Source organism: Citrobacter sp. RHBSTW-01044 (genome assembly GCF_013781945.1).
GTDB classification, from domain to species: domain Bacteria; phylum Pseudomonadota; class Gammaproteobacteria; order Enterobacterales; family Enterobacteriaceae; genus Citrobacter; species Citrobacter braakii.
Map to the genome: position 1 here is coordinate 4,737,535 of NZ_CP056180.1, position 24,424 is coordinate 4,761,958.

The 24,424-nt window shown below is 54.4% G+C and carries 21 protein-coding genes; 11 read left to right on the forward strand and 10 right to left on the reverse strand.

Annotated features, from left to right (window positions below; translation table 11 throughout):
- Window positions 1-54: 54 nt before the first annotated feature.
- The 8 genes from HV352_RS22590 to rhaS all read right to left on the reverse strand — a co-directional run bounded on the left by HV352_RS22590 (window position 55) and on the right by rhaS (window position 10,248).
- Window positions 55-1,233, reverse strand: coding sequence for an MFS transporter (locus HV352_RS22590; RefSeq protein WP_016157896.1), 1,179 nt, complete (start codon window positions 1,231-1,233; stop codon window positions 55-57).
- Window positions 1,234-1,236: 3 nt separating this feature from the next.
- A complete protein-coding gene (ptsP, locus tag HV352_RS22595; RefSeq protein WP_181635095.1) occupies window positions 1,237-3,726 on the reverse strand; it encodes a phosphoenolpyruvate--protein phosphotransferase in 2,490 nt (829 codons plus the stop codon).
- Window positions 3,727-3,730: 4 nt separating this feature from the next.
- Window positions 3,731-6,322 (reverse strand): glycoside hydrolase family 38 C-terminal domain-containing protein, encoded by a 2,592-nt coding sequence (locus HV352_RS22600; protein ID WP_181635096.1) that lies wholly within the window; start codon window positions 6,320-6,322, stop codon window positions 3,731-3,733.
- A gap of 87 nt (window positions 6,323-6,409) precedes the next feature.
- Window positions 6,410-7,525, reverse strand: coding sequence for a PTS fructose transporter subunit IIC (locus tag HV352_RS22605; RefSeq protein WP_016157893.1), 1,116 nt, complete (start codon window positions 7,523-7,525; stop codon window positions 6,410-6,412).
- Entirely contained in the window at window positions 7,518-7,832 is a 315-nt protein-coding gene (locus tag HV352_RS22610; protein WP_016157892.1) for a PTS fructose transporter subunit IIB, read from the reverse strand. The genes HV352_RS22605 and HV352_RS22610 overlap by 8 nt, the downstream gene beginning before the upstream one ends.
- Entirely contained in the window at window positions 7,762-8,223 is a 462-nt protein-coding gene (locus tag HV352_RS22615; RefSeq protein ID WP_131341564.1) for a hypothetical protein, read from the reverse strand. Before HV352_RS22615 ends, HV352_RS22610 begins: the two co-directional genes overlap by 71 nt.
- A gap of 222 nt (window positions 8,224-8,445) precedes the next feature.
- Complete coding sequence (gene rhaR / locus HV352_RS22620) at window positions 8,446-9,294, reverse strand: HTH-type transcriptional activator RhaR (RefSeq protein WP_049040553.1); 849 nt, start codon at window positions 9,292-9,294, stop codon at window positions 8,446-8,448.
- Between the two features lie 105 nt (window positions 9,295-9,399).
- Window positions 9,400-10,248, reverse strand: a complete 849-nt coding sequence (gene rhaS / locus HV352_RS22625; protein ID WP_016157890.1) for an HTH-type transcriptional activator RhaS — start codon at window positions 10,246-10,248, stop codon at window positions 9,400-9,402.
- Window positions 10,249-10,548: 300 nt separating this feature from the next.
- Between rhaS and rhaB the strand changes: the two genes are divergently transcribed.
- The 5 genes from rhaB to rhaM all read left to right on the forward strand — a co-directional run bounded on the left by rhaB (window position 10,549) and on the right by rhaM (window position 15,831).
- Window positions 10,549-12,018 carry a rhamnulokinase gene (gene rhaB, locus HV352_RS22630; RefSeq protein ID WP_016155199.1) on the forward strand — a complete coding sequence of 490 codons (1,470 nt, stop codon included), beginning with the start codon at window positions 10,549-10,551 and terminating at the stop codon, window positions 12,016-12,018.
- Window positions 12,015-13,274 carry an L-rhamnose isomerase gene (rhaA, locus tag HV352_RS22635; protein WP_159137220.1) on the forward strand — a complete coding sequence of 420 codons (1,260 nt, stop codon included), beginning with the start codon at window positions 12,015-12,017 and terminating at the stop codon, window positions 13,272-13,274. The genes rhaB and rhaA overlap by 4 nt, the downstream gene beginning before the upstream one ends.
- A gap of 143 nt (window positions 13,275-13,417) precedes the next feature.
- Window positions 13,418-14,245, forward strand: a complete 828-nt coding sequence (gene rhaD, locus HV352_RS22640) for a rhamnulose-1-phosphate aldolase (RefSeq protein ID WP_181635097.1) — start codon at window positions 13,418-13,420, stop codon at window positions 14,243-14,245.
- 126 nt (window positions 14,246-14,371) lie between these two features.
- Window positions 14,372-15,520 (forward strand): lactaldehyde reductase, encoded by a 1,149-nt coding sequence (fucO, locus tag HV352_RS22645; RefSeq protein ID WP_016155196.1) that lies wholly within the window; start codon window positions 14,372-14,374, stop codon window positions 15,518-15,520.
- On the forward strand, window positions 15,517-15,831 hold the full coding sequence (gene rhaM / locus HV352_RS22650) for an L-rhamnose mutarotase (protein ID WP_181635098.1): 315 nt from the start codon (window positions 15,517-15,519) through the stop codon (window positions 15,829-15,831). The genes fucO and rhaM overlap by 4 nt, the downstream gene beginning before the upstream one ends.
- Window positions 15,832-16,121: 290 nt before the next feature.
- On the opposite strand, the gene HV352_RS22655 is transcribed toward rhaM, so the two are convergent.
- On the reverse strand, window positions 16,122-17,519 hold the full coding sequence (locus HV352_RS22655) for a carbohydrate porin (RefSeq protein WP_016157885.1): 1,398 nt from the start codon (window positions 17,517-17,519) through the stop codon (window positions 16,122-16,124).
- A 335-nt stretch (window positions 17,520-17,854) separates the two neighbouring features.
- Complete coding sequence (locus tag HV352_RS22660) at window positions 17,855-18,403, reverse strand: XRE family transcriptional regulator (RefSeq protein ID WP_016155192.1); 549 nt, start codon at window positions 18,401-18,403, stop codon at window positions 17,855-17,857.
- Between the two features lie 101 nt (window positions 18,404-18,504).
- Here HV352_RS22660 and HV352_RS22665 point away from each other — a divergent pair, with 101 nt between their 5' ends.
- The 6 genes from HV352_RS22665 (at window position 18,505) to HV352_RS22690 (ending at window position 24,377) form a co-directional block, all read left to right on the forward strand.
- Window positions 18,505-19,164 carry an AzlC family ABC transporter permease gene (locus tag HV352_RS22665; protein ID WP_016155191.1) on the forward strand — a complete coding sequence of 220 codons (660 nt, stop codon included), beginning with the start codon at window positions 18,505-18,507 and terminating at the stop codon, window positions 19,162-19,164.
- Entirely contained in the window at window positions 19,164-19,487 is a 324-nt protein-coding gene (locus HV352_RS22670) for an AzlD domain-containing protein (RefSeq protein WP_016157884.1), read from the forward strand. The genes HV352_RS22665 and HV352_RS22670 overlap by 1 nt, the downstream gene beginning before the upstream one ends.
- A gap of 182 nt (window positions 19,488-19,669) precedes the next feature.
- On the forward strand, window positions 19,670-20,116 hold the full coding sequence (locus HV352_RS22675) for a PTS fructose transporter subunit IIA (protein WP_049282350.1): 447 nt from the start codon (window positions 19,670-19,672) through the stop codon (window positions 20,114-20,116).
- A 10-nt stretch (window positions 20,117-20,126) separates the two neighbouring features.
- The gene (locus HV352_RS22680; protein ID WP_181635099.1) at window positions 20,127-21,572 is read left to right on the forward strand and encodes a PTS fructose-like transporter subunit IIBC; all 1,446 of its coding nucleotides are present in this window, start codon (window positions 20,127-20,129) and stop codon (window positions 21,570-21,572) included.
- Entirely contained in the window at window positions 21,562-22,632 is a 1,071-nt protein-coding gene (locus HV352_RS22685; protein ID WP_016157881.1) for an aminopeptidase, read from the forward strand. The genes HV352_RS22680 and HV352_RS22685 overlap by 11 nt, the downstream gene beginning before the upstream one ends.
- Window positions 22,632-24,377 carry a putative frv operon regulatory protein gene (locus HV352_RS22690; protein ID WP_049269660.1) on the forward strand — a complete coding sequence of 582 codons (1,746 nt, stop codon included), beginning with the start codon at window positions 22,632-22,634 and terminating at the stop codon, window positions 24,375-24,377. The genes HV352_RS22685 and HV352_RS22690 overlap by 1 nt, the downstream gene beginning before the upstream one ends.
- Window positions 24,378-24,424: the final 47 nt, after the last annotated feature.

A 24,424-nucleotide genomic window follows, 5' to 3' on the forward strand; every position in this document is an offset into this window, starting at 1 on the left:
CACCGAAAATCAGTTTCCGTTGTACTACCTTAAATTAACCAAATAATGATGGCGTTACTCACAAAATACCTCCGTTCGAGCGTATAGCTTAAATCCGTTCAGCAATAAAAACAGATACCCGATAACCGGCACCCAAAAGCTCAAACGCAGGCCAATAGCATCAATAACCATCCCCTGGATAAAGGGCAGCACCCCGCCGCCAATGCCCGCCATAATCAAGCAAGCAGAAATAGATGCCGCATAGCGATCAAGTCCGGAGAGCGTGCGAGAGAAAATAATGGGATACATCACCGAGTTCATGAGCCCCGTCGCCAGCAGGCAATAGCCGCCAAAACGGTTAGCGAAAACTATCGCGGCAACGGTTAGTAGTACCGCTCCCGAAGAGCACAGGCAAAACAACAACTGAGGTCGGCAACAGTGAGCCAGCAAGCCATACAAAAACCGACCCGCCAATGCACCGCCCCAGTACAACGCGATAAAGGAGGTCGCTTGTGCAAGCGAAAACCCGCCCAAAGACGGGTCGTGAAGATAGCTGAGAGCCGTAGTACCCATGCTGACTTCCACGCCAACATAAACAAGAATGCCACTCACCCCAGTACGAAACTGCGCATAGCGCCTGAGCGCACGAATCGCAGAAAAAATATTCTCGTGCGCGTCACGAAAATCAGCAATTGAAAAACGGTATAACGCAACCAGCAGTATGCCTCCCACCAGCATCAAACCGAGATACATCCCTGGAACTGAAATGACAGAGCCAGCCAGAACAACCGCCAGGACGACAGGCGCCAGCGCCGCCCCGAGGGAGTTGATGGACGACGCCAGACTGAGGCGTCCAGCCGCACTTTGCGCCTCGCCAAGCCGATTAACATAAGGGTTTGCGACCACCTGCATCGCCGCAACCCCCATCGCCACAATGAAAATCCCCACCAGGCAACCGGCAAATGATGCCAGCCAGAGCGATACGGCAATCACCACCGAACCACTTGCGGCAAGTATCAACGCCAGTAAGAGTGCGCTGCGATACCCTAAACGCGCCATCCAGCCTGAACACGGTAAACAAATCACAAACGGTGCGAGATAAAACGCCACATTTACCAACATCGAGTCTCGCCATGAAAGCGAAAAAACTTGCCGGAAAAAGGGAATCGTGGCGCTATTAATTGCCGTCAGGACGCCCCAGTAAAAAAAGACAGACGACAGCATAATGAACGCCCGGCGAGGATTCTGTACCATGATTTATCCCGCCATTTCCTGTGCCAGATGCACGGCGACATCCTGCGGCGACATGCTGCCAAGCAACTGCTCACGGAACTCCACATGCATCAACTTACGCGCCAGACGGGAGAAGATTTTCATATGATCGCCCTTCTCCTGCTCACTCACCGTCAGCATGATAACCAGCGAGACATCCACCTCGTCGCTCCACGCCAGCGGCTCACTCAAACGCATCACCGACACGCTACTGTGCGCGACCGCCGCCGATTTGCAGTGCGGAAGCGCAATTGCAAATCCTAATGCGGTAGAGAAAATCGCTTCACGCTGCCAAATAGCCTCTTCAACGGCTGAGCCGGAAAAGACCCGCTGTTCGACCTCCAGATTATCGGTGAGCACCTTAATCGCTTCCGCTTTACGGGTAATCGCCTGATCGAGCAGGATCAGGGCGGGATCAAACACGGGTTTTGCTTGCGCCGCCACCTGTTGCGAAAGTAGTACCGCCACGTCCTGACCACTTTCACAGGCTAATGCCCGTTCCAGCGTCTGCTCGCTGTGCGCGAGGGTTAAGGTCATTAAGCGCGCCTTTGCTGGCGCAATACGGCTTGAGGACATGCTGATCTGTCGTAAACCAACGCCCAACAGTAGCGCCAGCGCCGACGGGTCGCCGCCCATCTCGCCGCACAGGCTGATCTCAATACCGGCCCGCTGCGCGCGCGCCGTCATCTCCTTCAGTAACTGTAAAAACGCGGGGTCAAAATAATTGTAGAGATGTCGAACCTGCGCGTTGCCCCGGTCGCAGGCCAGGAAGTATTGCGTCAGGTCGTTGCTGCCAATCGAAACAAAGTCGATATACGCAGCGGCTTTCTCCAGCAGATAAAGCACCGATGGCACTTCCGCCATAATACCCAGCGACCACTGCCCAACCGCCGCCCCCTCGGCCAGCAGTTGCGCCGCTGTTTGCTGGAACTGTTCACGCAGCCACTTCACCTCAGCAAGCGTAGTCACCATCGGCGCCATAATGTGCAACGGTCCGGCGACGCTGGCACGCAGTAGCGCACGTATCTGAGGACGGAAAATCGACATAAATTCGGGATACAGGCGGATGCCGCGCCAGCCAAGAAACGGGTTTTCCTCCGGCGGCATCGCCAGATAGTCACAGGGTTTATCACCACCAATATCCAGCGTACGGATCACCACTTTACGCCCCCGCGCCTGTTCCAGCACGTGACGATAGGCCTGGTACTGCTCCTCCTCGTCAGGCGGCGCGGCTCGTTCGCAGAACAGCATTTCAGTGCGGAACAGACCAATCCCCTCCGCCCCGGCGGCAAATGCCGCTTCCACTTCCGCAGCCAGCGCGATATTCGCCAGCACCGTCACCCGTTCGCCCTCTTGCGTCGCCCCAGGGCGTTGAATAAGCGGCTGTAAACGCGCTTCAAGGCGCTGACGTTTGTCCTCTTCCAGTTGATACCACCGCAGAGCCTGCTCATCCGGCGACACCACCACCACCCCGTGGCGAGTGTCGAGCAGCAGCGCTTCACCACCGCGAATACGCCCCGCTTCCGCCGCCTCTACGCTCAGCAGCGGAACCCCAAACGATCGCGCCAGAATGACGGTATGTGATGTTTCCCCGCCCGCGCCCATCACCACACCTTTCAGATGCGGACCGCGCAGCGCCAGAAACTGGCCTGGCGTTATGGGAACCGGACTGATAACGATGGTGTCTTGCGACAATGCCGTTTGCGGCATAAGCGGCTGCGCGGTGAGATGCGCCGCCAGACGCAGGCCCAAATCCTGTAAATCCAGCACCCGCTGTTGTAGGTAAACGCTGCGACTTTCGCGCAGCGGCGCGCTCAGTTCATCCAGCGCCAGCGCCAATGCTGCCAGCGCATTGCGCGCTGTACGGTCGGTAAATAGCGAGGTTTCGAAGAGCGCATCGTCCAGCAGTTTGACATGAGCCTGTAGCACCGACGCGGCTTCTCCCTGCGTATGCGGTAATGCGTCGTGCAGCTCGCGGCGTACTTGCTCAAGTGCCGCCGTCAGCGCGGCTCGCTGTACAGCCGGCGCCGCCACCGCCTCTTGTTCTGCCAATTGATACAGATCCGGCACGCCCAGATGCATTGCCACCCCTTGCGCCAGCCCAGCGCTCACGCCGTTACCGCGCACCCACTCCGCACGGGTCTGCGCCAGAAAAACCGGCAGAGGTTGCTCCACCCGTTCCGGCGTCTGGGCAACGGGTTCGTCACACGCGGCAAACTCTTGCCTCACAAACTGAGTCAGCGCCTGATGCGCGGCAGATTCATCCTCGCCCTCAATCACCAGTTCACACGGGTCCTGATACAAAATATCGGTCCCAATCATCGCCAACACGCTACGGACATCGGCCTGACGCTGGTTACGCAGATTGCCTATTTGAACGCGAGCCTGAAATGCGCTGACGCGCTGCTCTAACGCACTGGCGGGGCGAGCATGTAGACCATTTGGCAACGGGCAGGTAAAACGAATGTTTAACACAATATTATCCTCTGGCTGCAGGCGTAATACGCCATGAGATCGGCGTGCAGGCCGGTATCGTTTCATGCGATGAGTTCAGCGATTTTTCCGCCAGCGTAACTTCGCACACTGTCGCATCAGCGACCGGCGTTGAGCTGATCTGCGGCTGCGAGCCGGGGTTCCAGCCGCGTAAAATCAGCGCATCTTCACGTTGCGCTTTTTTCAAGGTGCTGAAATGGAGTGGTGTCTCCCAGTGCAGCAGGCTGTAGGCTGTCGGGAATGTCAGCGCGTGTGGATTAGTTTTAAAACGCGCCCAGCCGGAATCCAGCCAGCCAACTGGCGATGTGCGCCAGGCTTCGACTTCACGCCAGAAGTTCGGGCTTTCACCATCGCACAACGGGATGAGCGCGAAGCGGGCGCTAAATTCGCCTGGGATCTGTGAGTCTGGGGAAGGCAACGCCATACCGGATGCGCGTCCCGGACGCCACGGCATACCGGCACGTCCCAGCCAACCCACGCTACGTAGTAGCGTAATGGCGATAACCGATGGGCGTTCTGCGGGAATTTCATATTCTCGCAGCCCCTCCGTCACCACACTGATGCCCTGCTTGCCATCATGCATCATTACCAGACTTTGCATTGGCCACAGCGATGCCGGGGCTTCACCCCAATTTTCCTGCTGCCAGACATCCAGCGTGGCCGGTCGGTTGGCGCGACGAATGAGACCAAACGGTTGATCAGCAAAATGGACATCGGTAAAGACATCAGCAGGAATTTCCACCTGTAAACGATGATCGTGCAAGGTGTTGTTGACGCTAACCTGGAGGTCCAGCGTCGGGCGCTGGTGATCTAGCATGACCACCATGCTGACATCCAGTCGTGCATTACAACGGTGCTCCTGCCTGTCGGCCAGCGTGTGCGGTGCTGCGATAGACCAGCTTAGCGACAACGTGTCCACCAGCGCGCCGCGCTGCCAGTCGGCGTGAAGCAGCGCCCCTGCGCCGGTAACGCGCCAGTCATCCTCTGGTGGAGAATAGTTATAGGTGTCACCGGCATCGCCGCCGTCCACCAGTTGAATAAGGTTCTCCCAGCGCTTACCGCTGCGCTTATCGACCAGAACGACCTTTTCACCCTCCAGCGTCAGGCGTAACCACGGGTTCTCCAGCGCCTCTTCTGTCGAGGACGGCACAGCAAATTCGGGGGCGCACTCATCTTGCAGATACAGGGTGGTATAGCCGCAGGCGGGGAGCGATGCGACCTCCAGTAAAATATCGCACCGCCGATAGAAGACGGGATCGGGGCTATTGGACAGTTCCTGAACAATGACGGACATATCTTGCGATGTCTCACGCATAATCTGCCAGCGACAGGGTTGTCCCTGCTCGTCAACAATGCGGAACGCCTCACCGGGTAGGTAGAGCGTCAGCGCCACCAGGCCATCGCGCACCGACGGCAGCGCGTTAAAGACGATGATTTTTTTACCCTGTTGCTGCGCCGTAATGCCGTTTGCCAACATCTGCATATTCAGCTCGTACAGGCGCTCGGCTTTTTCCTGACCCGAGAGCAAACGCGCCTTAACCATTGCATTCACGCGATCGGCATTACACCCACCGATACTATCGTGAGCGTGGGATTTCATCGCCTCGCGCCATATTGTCTCAATGGCTCGCTGCGGATAGGGCAACCCCAGCGTCCAGGCCATACTCAGCAACGGTTCTAGCTGACGGCTGACGAAGTTCTCCAGCCGGACGTTGGCCTGTTTAATATCCATGCGGGTAGAAAAAATACCGCGATGGATACGCATATATTTCGGGCTTAGCAGTTCGCCCTCAAAGATCGCCAGCGGCGTATCCGCCAGCGCGGCAAAGTAACGGCTAAAGTCGCTGCGAATAAAGCGGTACGCCGTTTGTTCCTGATTCAGCGTGTCGAGCATTGCCGGAACGCCGTACTCAAACGGTGACTGATCGTTACCGTTCGGCAGTAGTAGCTGCGTACTGCGGCTAAATGCCGCCTGCTTTTCCATAACCGCAGAGAGGCGCGGCCAGGCCTGGTTGGCATCCGTCGGCAACCACTTCGCGCACCCATAACCCTGCGGTAATACCGCCGTCGTCACCACGCTGCCCCCCTGGCTTCGCCAGCGGAACTCGGTAAACGGCGTGTCGTACTCGCTCCAGCCGCGCCAGATAACTGTGTGGTCGATGGCAAACTGATTAAGGAACATGGGCAACTGTGCGCTCTGGCCAAAGGAGTCCGGTACATAACCGACCGTCATTCTCGGCCCTATCTCGTCACAGTCTGCCTGCCCCAGCAGCAGATTGCGGGTGATGGACTCAGCGCCAACCACCAAAAAATCGGTCTGTGTATACCAGGGACCGATTAACAAACGTCCGGCTTTCACCAGCGCCTGCACGCGTTCGCGGTTTTCTGGTGCCAGTTGGAAATAATCTTCCAGCACCACCGTTTGGCCATCAAGCATAAATGGACCTAATGATTCATCCGCTTCAAGATGTTGGATAAGATCCGCCATAAAATAATAAAGCAGAGCCTGGGAATCATTCTCCGTAAAATACCATTCACGATCCCAGTGCGTATGCTGAATTAAATGAACCGTTTTCATTTCGTTTATTCCTGTTTTAAGGCGTAGGTAACCCGCACGGATATTTACCCGCGCTAAACATAGGGAAATATTAATTCAGTAGTACGTCTAACGGCTGGCTTTAAATTTCGGCGCCACCGTCTCTTTTCTCACCTCAGGCGTGGCTGTCGGGCCACGGAATATCAACAGTGAGCCGCAGGCGATAATCGCCGAGCCACAGACAATCGAGAGCACATAAATCGGCCATTTTTCTACCGCCAGCCAGCCGTAAAAACCGGAGATCGGCGCATGGTTTACCGCCCCTAATCCTACCGCCATCGCCGCCCCCACCGCCGAGCCAATCACGTTGACGACAATAATTCTTGGATTTGACAGCGCAAACGGAATGGCGCCTTCAGAAACACCAATCAGCCCCATCAACGTAGAGGCTTTACCCGCCTCACGCAGGGATTCCGGGAAGCGTGACGACCACAGCAGCGTAGCGACACCCAGACCAATTGGCGGCACGATAATCGCCACCTGCGCGGCGGTGTTTGGGTCATAAATACCGGAGGCCAGTAACGCCATTGCCGTCGTCACCGCCGCCTTGTTAATCGGGCCGCCGAGATCAAACCCAACCATGCCGCCAATGACCGCCGCCAGCAGCACTTTGTTCGTGCCGGACATTGATAACAGCCAGCTTTCCATGCCGTGATTCAACGCCGCCAGCGGCGTACCGATCACAAATGCCATCACCACGCAGGTCAGCAGCGTACCGCCGACTGGCAGAATGAAAATAGGCACAGCAGAGGAGAGCGCCTTCGGCAATTTGATGTAGCGGTTCAGGGCGCGAACGATATAGCCCGCGACAAAACCGGCCGCCAGCGCGCCGAGAAAACCCGTTCCCAGGTTACTCGCCAGCAGTCCGCCAATCATCCCCGGCGCAAGACCCGGTTTGTTCGCCAGCGCAAAGCTGATATAGCCGGCCACCACCGGCAACATCAGGGACAGCGCCAGCCCGCCGAAACCATCAAATTTGTGCAGCAACTGCACCACCATGCCGGCCTGCTCGTAGCTGGCATCCCAGATGTTATCAATACCGTAGAGAGAAGCGCCGATACGGGCGATCCCCATTAGCACCGCTCCAGCAATGACAAACGGCAGCATCCATGAAACGCCGGTCATAATGGCGTTCTTGACCTCTATCCCGGTAGACGGTTTGTCTCCCCCCTGAAACTTAGCCATTTGCAACCTCCTGCTCTACTGCTTCAAACACCGCATCGCCAAATTTGATGGGATCAGAGACGCTGCATTCGAGCTTCACCATGCCATCGAAACGCTCTTTCCCGCTAATCGCAACGTCGGCAGCAATGATGACCGCGTCAGCGCGCGCCAGATCCTCTGGCGTAATTTCATTCTCAGCGCCAATGCTCCCCTGCGTTTCCACTTTAACTTCATGCCCACGGTTTTTCCCCGTGATTTCAAGCGATTCCGCAGCCATGTAGGTATGAGCAACGCCGGTCGGACAAGCTGCAACACAAACAATGTACATAATGATTCCTCGTAGATTCAGGCAATAAAAAAAGCACAATGGCGAAAGTGCGCATTGTGCTTTGTGTAGGACTAACAAATTGATAAACCTGGCTTTCACCGTCAGCGCCGCTGGCATGGCGGCAAACTAACAGTTGGTGCAGGCTGGAGTTACGGAAACTGAAGGCCAGCTCATCACGTTTGCGACGGCACAGCAGCGCCTGCGGGAAATGCAGGCCAAAACGAGCAGGACGATGACAGCGTTGACGTACGCTCGCGCCGATAGCTTCGCTGGCGCAGTCCCACAGGCTGGACCATTCGCGCGCCATTTGCGTATCCATACACTCCTGCTCGGCGATATCATTTTCAGCCAGATCGTTAACGGAATTAAACCAGCAAAAATAATCAAGCATACGTTTAATTTTGCGATCGCAAGATAGCAAAATTAAAAGCAGACTTTTGATGATTATAGAGTTAGTCAACACAAACGTTACTCCGATAAATAAGTTTGCTGAGAATAAAACAAAAATAAAAGAGCAACTGTGATTTATTGCACAGAGCATTCACTCATTATGTCTGATTTAGTCTGAATATGTATCAAAACGCCACTGCAATATATAAACCACATTTATATATTATGGTGTCACCCGACTACGATGGCGCCATTGCCCTGGCGTCATCCCGACTTCGCGGTTAAATACCACCGAAAAATAGTTACTGTCTTCAAAACCGCACTGCATAGCAACTTCACCAATCAGCTTTTCAGTATGCGATAACAGATACTGAGCATGGCAAATGCGCAGTTGCCGCAGGTAATGGTTGATAGTCATCCCGGTCTGGCTGCGAAACTGCTGGCGCAAAACGCGTTCGCTGCACCGTTCACGCTCGCAAAACGTATCCAGTTCGAACGCATGCTCATGGCTACCGGCTAACGCGGTGATCAGTTTATCCAGCAGCGTTTCACTTGACGTCGCCGGGAGCGTATCCGTGGCATAACGATGACGTTTAAGGTGAGTTACCAGTTGACCAAACAGCAGCTCAGCCATGGTAAAGGCCTGCGCATCGCGCTGATTACTTTCATGCTCAAGCTGGCTTATCACCTGTCTGGCCTGGGTCATGCCAACGCTGCCAAGTCGCCAGTGCGGCTGCCTTGGCGTACCGTCAAATCCGGGGATCGCCCCTTGCCAGTCAACATTCAGCGTTAACCGCTCCGGGCAGTAGATGATATTTTGCAACACAAGGTCGTTAACGGAGGTGTAGGAGTGTTTATCTTCGGCGCGAATGTAAAACAGATCGCCACGGGTTATCCGGTACGGACGATCGTTAAGGACATGCAGACCATTGCCGCGCCAGACCAGAACCAGCTCGCAAAACTCGTGGGTATGCTCAGCAAAGACATCCTGCGGATAACGATCGGCCACGGCGACAGCCTGCTGCTCATGCGCAAAAAAGTCTGATTTCAAAAGAACCAGATGATTCGCCATCACATCACCTCAACCTGTACGCTTGCCGGATAAGCGCAGCGCATCCGGCATGAAAGGGTATGATTATCAGCAAACGGACGGTAAAAAACGTTGATAGCTTTCGCGTTACTGAAGGCTGCTTCCCGCTATAAGGTCACGCCCCTGACGAATATCGCGTGGCGACCACTCGAACTCACGGCGAAAAAGCGTCGAAAAGTGGTTACTGTCACCGAAACCGCAGAGATAAGCGATATCAGTCACGCTGTCATCACTGTGGCGGAGAAGATGTCGGGCTTTAATCAGTCGCAGACGGTTAAGGTAGCGCTGCGGCGTCAATCCTGTTTGCTGTTTAAGCTGGCGATGCAGAGTGCGTAAAGAGAGCGAAAACTTCTCGGCCAGCGCCTCCCAACACACCTCTTCGGCAAAGTTATCCTCCAGCCATGCCATCAAAAGGTTAAGCCGCGCATCGTTATCGGTCGCCGCTTCCATCAGGCTGCTTTTACGTAGCAGTACCAGCAACTGCATAAACAAGATCTCGCGATTTGCCGCCGTGGGCGTATCCATCTCCTCGCCGAGCGTCTCCATCTGCCCCACCAGGTGACGAACCTGCTGCAGTACGCCCTGGTTTACGCGCCAGTGGGAGGGATACTGCCCATTTTGTTCCTGAGGCAAAAGCTGATTCAGCCCGGCCAGAAATTGAAACGCATCCGGAGAGCGATACAAAACATTGGTCAGACACAGATTGTCAGTATGTTCATATAAATGCCTGTCATGATCGCGGACGAAACACACCGTACCGCCGCTGATGGTATAAGGCTGTCCGTTGAACACATGGATCCCCGTTCCATGTTCGACCACCACAATTTCATGAAAATCATGATGATGTTCAGGAAACGCGGGCTGAGGAAGCCGCGGTTCAATAGCCACAGGCGCTTTACCTGTCGGAAAAAAATCCACGCAATGCAGTACGGTCATGACGGCTCCCCCTGATTAACGAATATGGCTGAATAGTAATTAAGGGTTCCTACCCTCACCTTAATTTTTTGACGCCAAAGTGCGTAAACACGGTTAATTCTTCAAGAAATGGCGGGAAAGATCGGGAAATGCGGAAGGCGTCACATCCGCCAAAATCCGCGCTATTAGTGGAAACTGTGAACAACATCACGTTCACCTTTGCCATGTTGCCAGCCGCTAATTGGGGCTGTCACTGTCAAGAAGGTACGCTTTATTCGGGGTTCTTAGACTGAGTGCAATAAAACTCAGAAGGACCTCGCCATGACTTTTCGCCATTGTGTCGCTGTCGATCTCGGCGCATCCAGTGGGCGCGTAATGCTCGCACGTTACGACAGTAAACACCGCACCCTGACGCTGCGTGAAATCCACCGCTTCGTTAACTGTCTGCAAAAAACGGACGGTTTTGACACCTGGGACATCGACAGCCTGGAAAACGACATTCGCCTTGGCCTGAAAAAAGTCTGTGATGAAGGCATTCGGATAGACAGCATTGGCATTGATACCTGGGGCGTGGATTACGTATTGATCGATAACGCCGGCCAACGTGTTGGTCTGCCGGTCTCTTACCGTGACAGCCGCACGACCGGCATTATGTCACAGGCGATGGCGCAGCCAGGTAAAGGTGAAATCTACCGCCGTAGCGGCATTCAGTTTCTGCCGTTTAACACCCTGTATCAGCTGCGTGCGCTGGTTGAACAGCAGCCAGAACTGCTTGCGCAGGTGGCACATGCCCTGCTGATCCCCGACTACTTCAGCTTTCGCCTGACCGGCAAATTGAACTGGGAATACACCAACGCCACCACCACCCAGTTAGTCAATATCAACACCGACGACTGGGATGACACGCTGCTGGCGTGGACCGGGGCAGACAAAGCCTGGTTTGGTCGCCCGACGCATCCGGGGAACGTCATTGGTCACTGGATTTGCCCGCAGAAAAACCAAATTCCGGTTGTGGCCGTCGCCAGTCACGACACCGCCAGCGCGGTCATCGCTTCACCGCTGGCCGATAAAAATAGTGCGTATCTCTCTTCCGGTACCTGGTCGCTGATGGGCTTTGAGAGCAGAACGCCGTATACCAACGATGCGGCGCTGGCAGCGAACATCACCAACGAAGGGGGCGCGGAAGGGCGCTACCGCGTACTGAAAAACATCATGGGACTGTGGCTGCTCCAGCGCGTTTTAAAAGAGCGCCAGATTACCGACCTGCCAACGCTTATTGCCCAAACGCAAGCGCTGCCGGCCTGCCAATTCCTGATAAACCCAAACGACGATCGCTTTATCAACCCCGACGATATGAGCGCGGAAATTCAGGCGGCCTGTCGTGAATCGGGTCAACCCGTTCCCCAGCAAAACGCCGAACTGGCGCGCTGTATCTTCGACAGCCTGGCATTGCTATACGCTGACATTCTGCAAGAACTGGCACAACTGCGTGGTGCAGCATTTAGCCAACTGCACATCGTTGGCGGCGGCTGCCAGAACGCCCTACTGAACCAGCTGTGCGCGGATGCCTGCGGTATTCGCGTGATGTCCGGGCCGATTGAGGCCTCCACGCTCGGCAATATTGGCATCCAGTTGATGACGCTGGACGAGCTTAACAACGTCGATGATTTCCGTCAGGTGGTGCGTGCCAACTACGACCTGACCACCTTCATTCCAAATCCTGAAAGTGAAATTGCCCGCTACCAGGCGCAGTTTCCATCACTAAGACAGACAAAGGAGCTTTGCGCATGACCACTCAACTTGAACAAGCCTGGGAACTGGCAAAACTGCGTTTCGCCGCGGTAGGCATTGATGTCGAGGCGGCCTTACGCCAGCTCGATCGTCTGCCGGTCTCCATGCACTGCTGGCAAGGCGATGATGTCGCCGGTTTCGAGAATCCGGAAGGCTCGCTCACAGGCGGTATTCAGGCTACCGGCAACTATCCGGGCAAAGCGCGTAACGCCACCGAACTGCGCGCCGATCTGGAGCAGGCGCTGAGCCTGATCCCGGGTCCAAAACGTCTGAATTTGCACGCGATCTATCTGGAATCTGAGACGCCGGTTGCCCGCGACCAAATCAAACCTGAACACTTTAAAAACTGGGTCGAGTGGGCGAAAGCAAACCAGTTAGGGCTGGATTTCAACCCATCCTGCTTCTCTCACCCGCTGAGCGCCGACGGCTTCACGCTGGCCCACGCCGATGACACCATTCGCCAGTTTTGGATTGACCACTGCAAAGCCAGCCGTCGCGTCTCAGCGTATTTTGGCGAGCAGTTGGGTACGCCATCGGTGATGAATATCTGGATCCCGGATGGCATGAAAGACATTACCGTTGACCGGTTAGCACCGCGCCAACGTCTGCTTGAAGCACTGGATGAAGTGATCAGCGAAAAACTCGACCCGGCGCACCATATCGACGCCGTCGAGAGCAAGCTGTTTGGCATCGGCGCCGAAAGTTACACCGTGGGCTCCAACGAGTTCTATATGGGTTACGCCACCAGCCGTCAGACTGCGCTGTGCCTGGATGCGGGTCACTTCCATCCGACTGAAGTGATTTCCGACAAAATCTCCGCCGCCATGCTGTACGTACCGCGTCTGCTGCTGCACGTCAGCCGTCCGGTGCGCTGGGACAGCGATCACGTGGTGCTGCTGGATGATGAAACGCAGGCGATTGCCAGCGAGATCGTCCGCCACAACCTGTTTGACCGCGTACACATCGGCCTCGACTTCTTCGACGCCTCTATTAACCGCATCGCCGCGTGGGTTATCGGCACTCGCAATATGAAAAAAGCCCTGCTGCGCGCGCTGTTAGAACCGACCGGGCAACTGCGTCAGCTTGAAGCCAGCGGCGATTACACCGCACGTCTGGCCTTGCTGGAAGAGCAAAAATCGCTGCCGTGGCAAGCCGTCTGGGAGATGTACTGCCAGCGTCACGACACGCCAGCAGGAAGCCAGTGGCTGGACAGCGTGCGCGCCTATGAGAAAGAGATTTTGAGCAAACGTAGCTAACCGTGACACCAGGCTTACAGGCCGGATAAGACGCCCCACGTCGCTATCCGGCAATGAATGAAAGACGATTGCCGGATGGATCTTCACTTATCCGGCCTACGTAAGACCCGATAACGATCGGGCAATCAACAGGATCACCGAATATGCAAAACATGACTAATTCCTGGTTCGTCCAGGGGATGATCAAAGCCACTTCCGACGCGTGGCTGAAAGGCTGGGACGAACGTAACGGCGGCAACCTGACGCTGCGTCTGGATGAGACTGACATTGCGCCATTTAGCGCCGATTTCCACGAAAAACCGCGCTATATCGCGCTAAGTCAGCCAATGCCTTTGCTGGCGAACACGCCGTTTATCGTCACCGGTTCCGGTAAATTTTTCCGTAACGTTCAGCTCGATCCCGCGGCAAATTTGGGCGTGGTGAAAGTAGACAGCGACGGCGCGGGCTACCACATCCTTTGGGGCCTGACCCACGAAGCGGTGCCAACCTCTGAGTTGCCGGCTCACTTCCTCTCCCATTGCGAGCGTATTAAAGCGACGAACGGCAAAGACCGCGTGATCATGCACTGCCATGCAACCAACCTGATCGCCCTGACCTACGTGCTGGAAAACAATACCCCGCTGATTACCCGCAAACTGTGGGAAGGCAGCACCGAGTGTCTGGTGGTGTTCCCGGATGGCGTCGGCATTCTGCCGTGGATGGTGCCGGGTACGGATGAAATCGGCCAGGCAACCGCCGAGGAAATGCAGAAACACTCGCTGGTACTGTGGCCGTTCCACGGCGTGTTCGGCAGCGGCCCCTCCCTCGACGAAGCATTTGGCTTGATAGATACCGCAGAAAAATCCGCCGAAGTTTTAGTCAAAATCTATTCGATGGGCGGTATGAAGCAGACCATCACACGTGAAGAGCTGGTAGCACTGGCTAAACGCTTTGGCGTGACCCCGCTGGCCAGCGCCGTAGAGCTGTACTGATACCTGCCAACTCAACGCCGGATGCGGCTTCGCTTTATCCGGCCTACATGACGATGCACGTTTCACCGTCGGCCCGATAAGCGTAATGCCATCGGGCACCAGGGATTTTTTTTAAGGAGAATAGTGATGAGCTTTATGTTGGCACTGCCAAAAATTAGCCTGCATGGCGCCGGCGCGATTGCCGATATGGTGAATCTCGTGGCGAATAAACAATGGGGCAAAGCGCTGATCGTCACCGATGGTCAACTGGTGAAGCTGGGCCTGCTGGATAGCCTCTTTGCCGCACTGGATGAACATCAAATGTCTTACCACCTGTTTGATGAGGTGTTCCCGAATCCGACAGAAGAGCTGGTACAGAAAGGTTTTACGGCATATCAGGGGGCAGAATGTGACTATATTATCGCCTTCGGCGGCGGCAGCCCGATCGATACCGCCAAAGCGGTGAAGATCCTGACCGCCAACCCTGGCCCTTCTACCGCTTACTCCGGCGTGGGCAAAGTGAAAAATGCGGGCGTGCCGTTGGTTGCCATCAATACCACAGCTGGTACAGCAGCAGAGATGACCAGCAACGCGGTCATTATCGACTCTGCCCGTAAGGTCAAAGAGGTGATCATCGACCCGAACATCATCCCGGATATCGCCGTGGATGACGCCAGCGTGATGCTGGAAATCCCAGCCTCCGTTACCGCCGCAACCGGCATGGACGCCCTGACTCACGCGGTGGAAGCCTATGTTTCCGTTGGCGCGCATCCGCTCACCGACGCCAACGCCCTTGAAGCAATTCGCCTGATCAACCTGTGGCTGCCGAAAGCGGTCGACGATGGTCATAACCTCGAGGCCCGTGAGCAAATGGCGTTTGGTCAGTATCTGGCGGGTATGGCATTCAACAGCGCCGGTCTTGGACTGGTTCATGCGCTGGCTCACCAGCCAGGCGCGACCCACAATCTGCCGCACGGCGTCTGCAATGCCATTCTGCTGCCGATTATCGAAAACTTTAACCGCCCTAACGCCGTGGCGCGTTTTGCCCGAGTGGCGCAGGCGATGGGAGTGGACACCCGCGGGATGAGCGACGAAGCGGCAAGCATGGAGGCCATCACCGCGATTCGTGCCCTGAGCAAGCGTGTAGGTATTCCGGCTGGTTTTAGTTCCCTTGGCGTGACGAAAGAGGATATTGAAGGCTGGCTGGATAAAGCGTTGGCCGATCCATGTGCGCCGTGTAACCCACGCACCGCCAGCCGCGACGAAGTCCGCGAGCTGTATCTGGAGGCGTTATGATCCGCAAGGCCTTTGTGATGCAGGTGAATCCCGACGCGCACGTTGAGTATCAACGTCGGCACAATCCCATCTGGCCAGAACTGGAAGCGGTGCTGAAAGAGCACGGTGCCCATCACTACGCGATTTATCTCGATCAGGAACGCAACCTGCTGTTCGCCACCGTTGAGATTGAGTCAGAAGAGCGCTGGAACGCCGTTGCCAGCACCGATGTTTGCCAGCGTTGGTGGAAGCATATGCGTGATGTAATGCCGGCAAACCCGGACAACAGCCCGGTCAGCGCTGAGCTAAAAGAAGTGTTTTATCTGCCTTAACCGCTCTGTTTCCTCCCCTGACGGGGGAGGAAACTTTTTCTCCCGTTAGCAGCATTGCGTTAGTTTTGTCATCCACGCCATTTCCTCACAACCCGGCACCTGCTCAGGCATACCGATGCTGAAAGTCTCCGGCGTCACCAAACTGGAAGACGGGACTGCATTTAACTACTCATGTAGCTACAACCGCGCCGACAAGTTCAAAATCAAAAATAACTGGGTGGGAAAATAAAAGCCTGATGACCAGGCTCTAAGAAAAAAGCGCCTGAATCCAGGCGCCTGAGAACGGAAAATCAGAAGAAGTATTTGAAACGGAGACGCGCGCCGTAACGGTCGTCGTCGTCGGTATAATTCTCCGGATTGCTGTTATCGCTGTTAATCATCGAATAATAAGCGCCGAGATAAATATTAAAGTTCTGCATATCCATCACGTTCGGAATTAAATAAGACGCGTGAATGGTATGAATATCGTAAGTGCCCTCATTGTAGAACCAGTCATTATCATCGTGATCGATCAGACCGTTAAATTCGTCGATCTTGTTATGAGCATAGATATAGCCCAGTTCAAAGCGCTTCCACAGAGCGTTGGCCGCCGCCGTAAAATCTTTTTCGTTATCCGCATCGAGATAAGCGGTGTTCAGGTTAAACACCAGGCCATTTTCCGGATCGGCTTTCAGACCGTTCCAGGTCATCGTCATACCGTAACCGGTACGATCGGACTGATCGACAAAGTTGCCCTGAGCATCGGTATATCCATAGGCGTTATTGATAACGTTCGATTCCATGGCCGCAGAAATCGTCAGCGCATCCACCGGTGTCCAGGCGACGACCGGGCGCAGATAAGCCACGTTTTTCTCCTGCGACATTTCACGACCATGATAGCGGCTATCCTGATAAAGCGAGGTACCATCTTCCAGCAGGGTATTTAACTCGAAATACCAGTTATCGAGCTGTTTGCTCATCAGGAAGCTGCCGCCGGAATCAGAACGGCCACGACCTTCTTTCATCATGTAGATGTAGCCGCTACCGTCATCATACAAATCGTTGGCGGTATGCCCTGAATGCTCAACAAAGGTATCCTGATTCAGCGGGAACATATCGTAAGCTTCGAAACGACCGACTTTTACTTTCCAGTCATTTTCCTGACCGAAGAAGAAAGCGGCGTCATCAAGATTGACCGAACCCGTCATGTCAGCCAGCGGTTGCGCTGAAAAACCGGCGAAATAGCCGTTATCCAGCTTACGCATACCGTCAAAGCCCAGCAGGATACGTCCGTTCAGATCCCAGCGTTCATTGGTTGGGTCGCCCACATTCGAATTGGTTGCCGCCAGCACGCCTTTGTTGCTTTCCGCATCCATGTTGAATTCCACGTCGCCGTAGATTTTCAGATCGCCATAGCCGGAGAGCACCAGGTTAGGGGTGGTGGCGTTCTTTTTGGTCTCTTGCGCGGGCGTAGTGCCGTTGACTGGCGTATTCCCCTGAGCAACTTTAATTTCCTGGATCTCCGCAGCCTGCTGTACCTGCAATTGCTGCACCTGATTTTCCGCTTTTGCCGCGCGGTTTTCCGCAGCTTCCAGCCGAGCCTCCAGCTGTTCGAGCCGCTGTTCCAGAGTCATTTTTTGCGTTTTAGCAAAGCCATTATTTGCCACTAATAATAGACCTATTGCTAAAGCTAACGTCGATTTCTTCATTATTTGCTTTCCTTGAAATAAAGATCGTTCAACGTCTTCCAACCGGAAGACGCGCAACATGCAAATCCCAAAAATATTTTTATAGGTAATACGATACCGATGACTGAAATAAATTCAGAACATTAAAACGTGGCACCAGTGCAGGCTAATATTTATTATCATACTGATTTTATTATGTGTAACGTAGATATAATTAAGAATGTGAGGGATATAACAATAGTGCTGAAATTAACGAAAAATAATAAAACAATTTTATATGAATAACAATAAAATATAATTAAAAATAATAAAAGCGCGAACGATAATCGCCGCGCCTTTATTTAATAAGCGTTCAATTAACTCTGCTCAGAAACCAGAATCGCCTGAGTGTCAGGCTCCAGTGCTTTAAAGATATGTGCTTGATCGGCGGGGTAACAAATATAATCGCCCTCACCTAACTCCTCCGGCGCTTCCGTCAATCCCACCATCGCCTTACCCTGCGTTACGATAATATGTTCAACCGATCCCGGTGGATGCGGTTGTGAAATACGATCCGCGCCCGGCTGCGTCAGCAGCAGATAGATATCCCGCCGCGCACCCGGTGGGCAGGCGGCCAGTAAAATGGCCTGATAGTGGGCCTGCTCAGCCACGACTTTTGTCCCTTCGCCGCGGCGAATCACCTGCGTTTTTTGCTCCTGCGGTTCCAGCAGGCGCGCAAAGGGAATATCTAACGCCACACACAGCGACCAGAGCGTTTCCAGGCTAGGATTTCCATTGCCCGCTTCCAATTGCGAGAGTGTCGATTTTGCAATCCCCGCGCGACGGGCAATCTCCGCCAGCGACAAACCAGTGCGCTGACGTTCACGCACCAGACTTTTCGCGATCATACTGATGGGCTGGGTCATTCACGACTCCATGTTTTTTATATCGAACGAATTGTTCGACTTGTAAAGCCAATTGGTCGCGTTCATTATAATGGAAACTCGTTCGATATGGCTAAAACGGTATGAAACATTATTTTTCCAGTCTCAAAGGCGACACGATAAAAGCAATATTTTTAGTCTGTCTGGCCGTCGGTGTAGTCGGCATGTCATACGGCTCGCTGGCGATGGCCTACGGCTTCCCGCTGTGGGTACCGTTTGTACTCTCTATTACTGTGCTGGCGGGCGCGTCCGAGTTTATGTTTATCGGCATTATCGCCAGCGGTGGTAATCCACTGGCGGCTGCGGCTGCGGGTTTACTGGTTAACGCCCGACACGTGCCGTTCGGCGTCACCGTGCGCGATCTGGTAGGCACCCGAGCTGCCAGTTTCCTCGGCTGTCATATTATGAACGACGAAAGCGTAGTCTTTGGCCTGTCGCAAAAAACGCCTGAGCAACGTAAAGCCGCCTACTGGCTGTGCGGTCTGGGCGTCGCAATTTTCTGGCCTGTTGGCACCCTGATCGGCGCAGGCGTCGGCAAACTGCTCCCTGCCCCGGAAACCATCGGTCTGGATGCCGTCTTCCCTGCCATTCTGCTGGCTCTGGTCGTCCCGGCATTCAAAAACCGCACTACGCTGATTCGTGCCTGTAGCGGCGCCACGTTGTCGCTTGCCGCCATTCCCTTTGCGCCGGTCGGTTTACCGGTTTTGCTCTCACTCTTTGGCTTACTGACGAGGAAAAAATAATGGGCAATATGACGCTGTTTATCGTCGGTATCGCCATGTTATCTGTGGGAACGTATTTAATGCGTTTAGGGGGAGCCAAGCTTGGAAGCCGTTTAGCGTTCTCAGAACGCTCGCAGGCGCTACTTTCCGACGCCGCAACGGTATTACTGTTCTCCGTTGCGCTGGCGACCACCTTTTACGAAGGCGAACACTTTGCCGGGATGGCGCGCGTACTCGGCGTGGCTTTTGCGGTATTTCTCGCCTGGCGTAAGATGCCGCTGATCGTGGTGATCGTTGCCGCCGCAGTGGTAACCGCGCTGTTACGAATGGTGGGCATACACTAAGAATATAATTACCCTGGCGAAATATTCATCAGGGTAATCACCTGTAGCGTTATGTGTTTTACCCCACAAAACCAGGCGCTAACTCTGCCTCAAATTGTCACTTCCCGCTGACATATTGCTGCTCATCTCTTCACCATCTCACCGTTAAAATCAAATCAAACAGTTTTTAACGGAGTCCCACCATGACAGCCCTTACAGCTAACTGCATTGACCTGAATATTCAGGGGAATAGCGTTTATGCCATCCTCAAGCAACTGGCGAATATGGCGCTTCAAAATGGCTACGTCTCTGACCGCAGCGCCTTCCTGCAAACGCTGCTGATACGCGAAAAGCTGCATTCCACCGGCTTTGGATCGGGCATTGCCGTCCCACACGGTAAAAGCGCCTGTATCACACGCCCCTTCGTCTTGTTCGCGCGCAAATCAGAAAAAGTGGACTGGAAAGCCAGCGACGGCGAGGACGTTAACTGCTGGATCTGCCTCGGCGTGCCACAAACGGGCGAGGACGATCAGGTCAAAATTATCGGCACCCTGTGCCGCAAAATTATCCATCAAGATTTCATCAACCAACTGAAGCAAGGCGACACCGACCAGGTACTCGCCCTGCTCAATCAGACCTTAACCTCATAAGGAAGCGGCTATGGAGTCATCCTTGCGTTTAGTGGCGATTACCAACTGTCCGGCGGGTATCGCCCACACTTATATGGTGGCAGAAGCGCTGGAGCAAAAAGCGCGCTCGCTCGGCCATACGATTAAAGTCGAAACCCAGGGCTCAAGCGGCGTCGAAAACCGACTGACCAGTGAAGAAATTGCCGCTGCCGATTACGTTATTCTGGCTACAGGTCGCGGCCTGAGCGGCGAAGACTGGGCGCGTTTCGCCGGGAAAAAAGTCTATGAAATAGCCATTTCCCAGGCGCTGAAAAATATCGACCTGATTTTTACGCAGTTACCGACTCATTCACAACTTTTTGCCACTGATAGCAGTGTGAAGCTGGGAAAACAGGAGGTCCAGCACGGTAGCGTGATGAGCCACCTGATGGCTGGCGTTTCCGCCGCGCTGCCGTTTGTTATTGGCGGCGGTATTCTGGTCGCCATCGCTAATATGCTGGTGCAGTTCGGTTTGCCCTATGCCGATATGTCGAAAGGTGCGCCGTCGTTCACCTGGGTTGTTGAATCCATCGGCTATCTGGGTTTCACCTTTATGATCCCCATTATGGGGGCATACATCGCGTGGTCGATTGCCGATAAGCCCGCTTTTGCCCCGGCGTTTCTGGTGTGTTACCTGGCGAACGATAAAGGTCTTCTCGGCACCCAATCCGGCGCGGGGTTTCTCGGCGCGGTCGTACTCGGACTGGCAATTGGCTACTTTGTGCTTTGGTTTCGCAAGGTTCGGCTCGGCAAAGCGTTGCAGCCGCTGCTCGGCTCCATGCTAATCCCGTTTGTCACTTTGCTGGTGTTTGGCGTACTGACTTATTACGTCATCGGCCCGGTGATGTCCGACATCATGGGGGGGCTGCTGCACTTCCTGAACACCATTCCACCATCAATGAAAATGGGCGCAGCCTTCCTCGTTGGCGCAATGCTGGCATTTGATATGGGCGGGCCAATCAATAAAACGGCCTGGTTCTTCTGCTTCTCACTGCTGGAAAAACATATCTATGACTGGTACGCCATCGTCGGCGTGGTGGCGCTGATGCCGCCCGTCGCGGCAGGTATCGCTACCTATTTAGCGCCAAAACTGTTTACCCAGCAGGAGAAGGCCGCCGCCAGCAGTGCGATTGTGGTGGGTGCCACCGTCGCCACCGAACCGGCAATCCCCTATGCGCTGGCCGCGCCGCTGCCGATGATTACCGCCAATACGCTCTCCGGTGGTATTACCGGCATGCTGGTCATCGCCTTTGGAATCAAACGTCTCGCGCCGGGTTTAGGTATCTTTGATCCGCTGATTGGCCTGATGTCTCCGGTGGGGTCATTTTACCTGGTGCTGGCTATCGGTCTGGCGCTGAACATTTCGTTAATTATCATCCTGAAAGGATTGTGGCTGAAACGTAAAGCCGCACAGCAGGAGCTTGCCCATGAACATTGAGTTACTTCAGCAGTTATGCGAAGCCAGCGCCGTCAGCGGTGATGAGCAGGAAGTTCGCACTCTTCTCATTAATGCGCTGGATTCCAGCGTCGATGAAATCACTTTTGACGGCCTCGGCAGCTTTGTCGCACGCAAAGGCAACCGTGGGCCGAAGGTTGCCATCGTCGGTCACATGGATGAAGTGGGCTTTATGGTCACGCATATCGACGAAAGCGGCTTTTTGCGCTTCACCACCATTGGCGGTTGGTGGAGCCAGTCGATGCTGAACCACCGAGTCGCCATCCGTACCCGCAAGGGCGTTAAAATCCCTGGTATAATCGGCTCCGTGGCACCGCACGCCTTAACGGAAAAGCAGAAACAGCAACCACTGACATTTGACGAAATGTTCATCGATATTGGTGCCAACAGCCGCGAAGAAGTAGAAAACCGCGGAATTGCGATCGGTGATTTCGTTAGCCCGGAAGCCAATTTCGCTCGCTGGGGCGAAGATAAGATCGTCGGCAAAGCGCTGGATAATCGCGTCGGCTGCGCCCTGATGGCCGAGCTTTTACAAACCGTGAATAACCCTGAAATTACCCTGTACGGCGTGGGCAGCGTGGAAGAAGAAGTGGGTCTACGCGGGGCGCAAACCTCAGCGGAGCATATCAAGCCCGATGTGGTTATCGTGCTGGATACTGCGGTTGCGGGCGATGTGCCCGGAATCGACAGCATTAAATACCCACTCAAGCTTGGCGAGGGCCCAGGGCTGATGCTGTTCGATAAGCGCTATTTCCCTAATCAGCAGTTGGTTGCCACATTAAAAGCGTGTGCAGAAAACAGCGGTGCGTCATTGCAGTTTTGCACCATGAAAACCGGGGCGACGGACGGTGGACGCTATAACGTTATGGGCGGCGGTCGTCCGGTGGCGGCACTATGCCTGCCGACTCGCTATCTCCACGCCAACAGCGGCATGATTTCCGCATCGGATTACGACGCGCTGTTTACGCTGGTGCGGGAACTGCTCACCTCGCTGTCGACCGAAAAGGTCCGCGCGCTTACTGACTTTCGCCGGGAGAGTTAATGCTTTCGGAACGCCAGTTAAAATTGGTGGATCTTCTTGAACAGCAGCCGTGTTTGCTGGGCGACCTGGCGCGGCAAACTGGCGTTTCAGGCAGAACCATCCTGCGCGATATTGACTACCTCAATTTTACCCTCAGCGGTAAGGCCCGCATTCAGCCCGGTGGCAGTGCGGGCTATCAGTTGGAAATTGTCGACAGACGCGGTTATTTTCAGCTTCTGCAACGCCATGATAATGATGACCGGTTGCTGGCCTTTCTTCTGCTCAATACCTTTACACCGCGTGTACAGCTGGCTTCGGCGCTCAATTTACCTGAAACCTGGGTGGCCGATCGTCTCCCACGGTTGAAGCAGCGCTATGAGCGGGCCTTTTGTCTTGCCAGCCGCCCGGGCGTCGGTCATTTCATTGATGAACCGGAAGAAAAGCGCATTATCCTGTTGGCGAATCTGCTTAAAAAAGATCCCCTCTTAATTCCACTGCCGGGTATTACCCGGGACAACATCGACAGGCTCAATGCAGCATGTGAAAAACTTAATGAATTCCCGCTCATCTCGGGAGAGTACCTGGCAAGTCTGGTGCTGGCCGTCTATGCCCTGCGTAACCAGCTCTCCGGATCATGGCCGGAGTGTCGGTATGTTTCACTGAAAAATGCGGTGGAACAAGGAGGAGTCTACTTGGGCGAGAACGCCTTCAGAACACTGATCGGCCTTCTGGAAATCAGACAACGGCAGGCAATGACAATCTCTGCCGATGCGGTGACCTTGTTGTTAAAAAGCGTTCCCGGCATCGCTGCGTTGAACGTTATCGATACCCAACTGGTTGATAATATTACCGGCCACCTGCTGAGATGCGTCTCTGCCCCGGTTTGGGTACCAGAACATCGCCAGAGCAGTATGCACAACCTGAAGTCGACCTGGCCTGCCGCCTTCGATTTGAGTCTGCGTTTTATTGCCCTGTTGCGTGAAAAACTGGATATCCCACTGTTCGATAGCGACCTCATCGGGCTTTACTTCGCCTGCGCCCTGGAGCGCCATCAAAACGAGCGCCAGCCGGTCATTTTGTTATCCGACCAGAATGCTATCGCCACCATCAACCAACAGGCTATTGAGCGAGATGTTCTGAATTGTCGGGTGATCATTGCGCGAAATACGAGTGAAGTCAGCGCCATCAGTGAAGAAATCACCCCACTGTTAATCATCAACAATAGTCACTATTTACTTGATGAATCTATAAAAAACACCTTAACCATCAAGAATATCATCACCTCTGCGGGTACCGAGCAGATTAAACACTTCCTCGCGACGGCCTTTATCCGCCAGCAGCCCGAACGTTTCTTTTTACAGCCGGGCAGCTTCCATTACGCCAATATGAAGGCCGAAAGCTGGCAGAGTATCATCGGCCGGATCTGCGGCCAGCTTGTGGCACAGAGCCATATCACCGAGGACGAAGCGCTGCGCATTTGCGCCCGGGAGCATGAAGGTGAAAACCTGATCGTTAATCGCCTGGCGATTCCTCATTGCTGGAGCGAACAGGAGCGCCGCTTTCGTGGTTTCTTTATTACCCTCGCACACCCTATTCTGGTGAATAACGAACCGGTCAGCCATGTCCTGATCGCCTGTGCCGCCGCCGAGGCGCGGCATGAGCTAAAAATCTTCAGTTATTTATCCAGCGTGCTGAGCAGCCATCCGGCAGAAACTATTGCGGGATTGAAAGACTATAACGCGTTTATCGCATTGCTCAGGCAGTGAATGCCGGAAATGAAAAAAGCGCCTCAAGGGCGCTCTTTCGACAGTAC

What these genes read in the sequence shown, in the direction of transcription:
- HV352_RS22615 (WP_131341564.1), bottom strand. Translation starts at nt 8,223, where the DNA reads ATGCTTGATTATTTTTGCTGGTTTAATTCCGTTAACGATCTGGCTGAA.
- fucO (WP_016155196.1), top strand. Translation starts at nt 14,372, where the DNA reads ATGAGCTTTATGTTGGCACTGCCAAAAATTAGCCTGCATGGCGCCGGC.
- HV352_RS22605 (WP_016157893.1), bottom strand. Translation starts at nt 7,525, where the DNA reads ATGGCTAAGTTTCAGGGGGGAGACAAACCGTCTACCGGGATAGAGGTC.
- HV352_RS22590 (WP_016157896.1), bottom strand. Translation starts at nt 1,233, where the DNA reads ATGGTACAGAATCCTCGCCGGGCGTTCATTATGCTGTCGTCTGTCTTT.
- rhaD (WP_181635097.1), top strand. Translation starts at nt 13,418, where the DNA reads ATGCAAAACATGACTAATTCCTGGTTCGTCCAGGGGATGATCAAAGCC.
- HV352_RS22665 (WP_016155191.1), top strand. Translation starts at nt 18,505, where the DNA reads ATGAAACATTATTTTTCCAGTCTCAAAGGCGACACGATAAAAGCAATA.
- rhaS (WP_016157890.1), bottom strand. Translation starts at nt 10,248, where the DNA reads ATGACCGTACTGCATTGCGTGGATTTTTTTCCGACAGGTAAAGCGCCT.
- rhaB (WP_016155199.1), top strand. Translation starts at nt 10,549, where the DNA reads ATGACTTTTCGCCATTGTGTCGCTGTCGATCTCGGCGCATCCAGTGGG.
- HV352_RS22690 (WP_049269660.1), top strand. Translation starts at nt 22,632, where the DNA reads ATGCTTTCGGAACGCCAGTTAAAATTGGTGGATCTTCTTGAACAGCAG.
- HV352_RS22655 (WP_016157885.1), bottom strand. Translation starts at nt 17,519, where the DNA reads ATGAAGAAATCGACGTTAGCTTTAGCAATAGGTCTATTATTAGTGGCA.
- HV352_RS22610 (WP_016157892.1), bottom strand. Translation starts at nt 7,832, where the DNA reads ATGTACATTGTTTGTGTTGCAGCTTGTCCGACCGGCGTTGCTCATACC.
- HV352_RS22680 (WP_181635099.1), top strand. Translation starts at nt 20,127, where the DNA reads ATGGAGTCATCCTTGCGTTTAGTGGCGATTACCAACTGTCCGGCGGGT.
- HV352_RS22670 (WP_016157884.1), top strand. Translation starts at nt 19,164, where the DNA reads ATGGGCAATATGACGCTGTTTATCGTCGGTATCGCCATGTTATCTGTG.
- rhaM (WP_181635098.1), top strand. Translation starts at nt 15,517, where the DNA reads ATGATCCGCAAGGCCTTTGTGATGCAGGTGAATCCCGACGCGCACGTT.
- HV352_RS22685 (WP_016157881.1), top strand. Translation starts at nt 21,562, where the DNA reads ATGAACATTGAGTTACTTCAGCAGTTATGCGAAGCCAGCGCCGTCAGC.
- HV352_RS22660 (WP_016155192.1), bottom strand. Translation starts at nt 18,403, where the DNA reads ATGACCCAGCCCATCAGTATGATCGCGAAAAGTCTGGTGCGTGAACGT.
- HV352_RS22600 (WP_181635096.1), bottom strand. Translation starts at nt 6,322, where the DNA reads ATGAAAACGGTTCATTTAATTCAGCATACGCACTGGGATCGTGAATGG.
- HV352_RS22675 (WP_049282350.1), top strand. Translation starts at nt 19,670, where the DNA reads ATGACAGCCCTTACAGCTAACTGCATTGACCTGAATATTCAGGGGAAT.
- rhaR (WP_049040553.1), bottom strand. Translation starts at nt 9,294, where the DNA reads ATGGCGAATCATCTGGTTCTTTTGAAATCAGACTTTTTTGCGCATGAG.
- rhaA (WP_159137220.1), top strand. Translation starts at nt 12,015, where the DNA reads ATGACCACTCAACTTGAACAAGCCTGGGAACTGGCAAAACTGCGTTTC.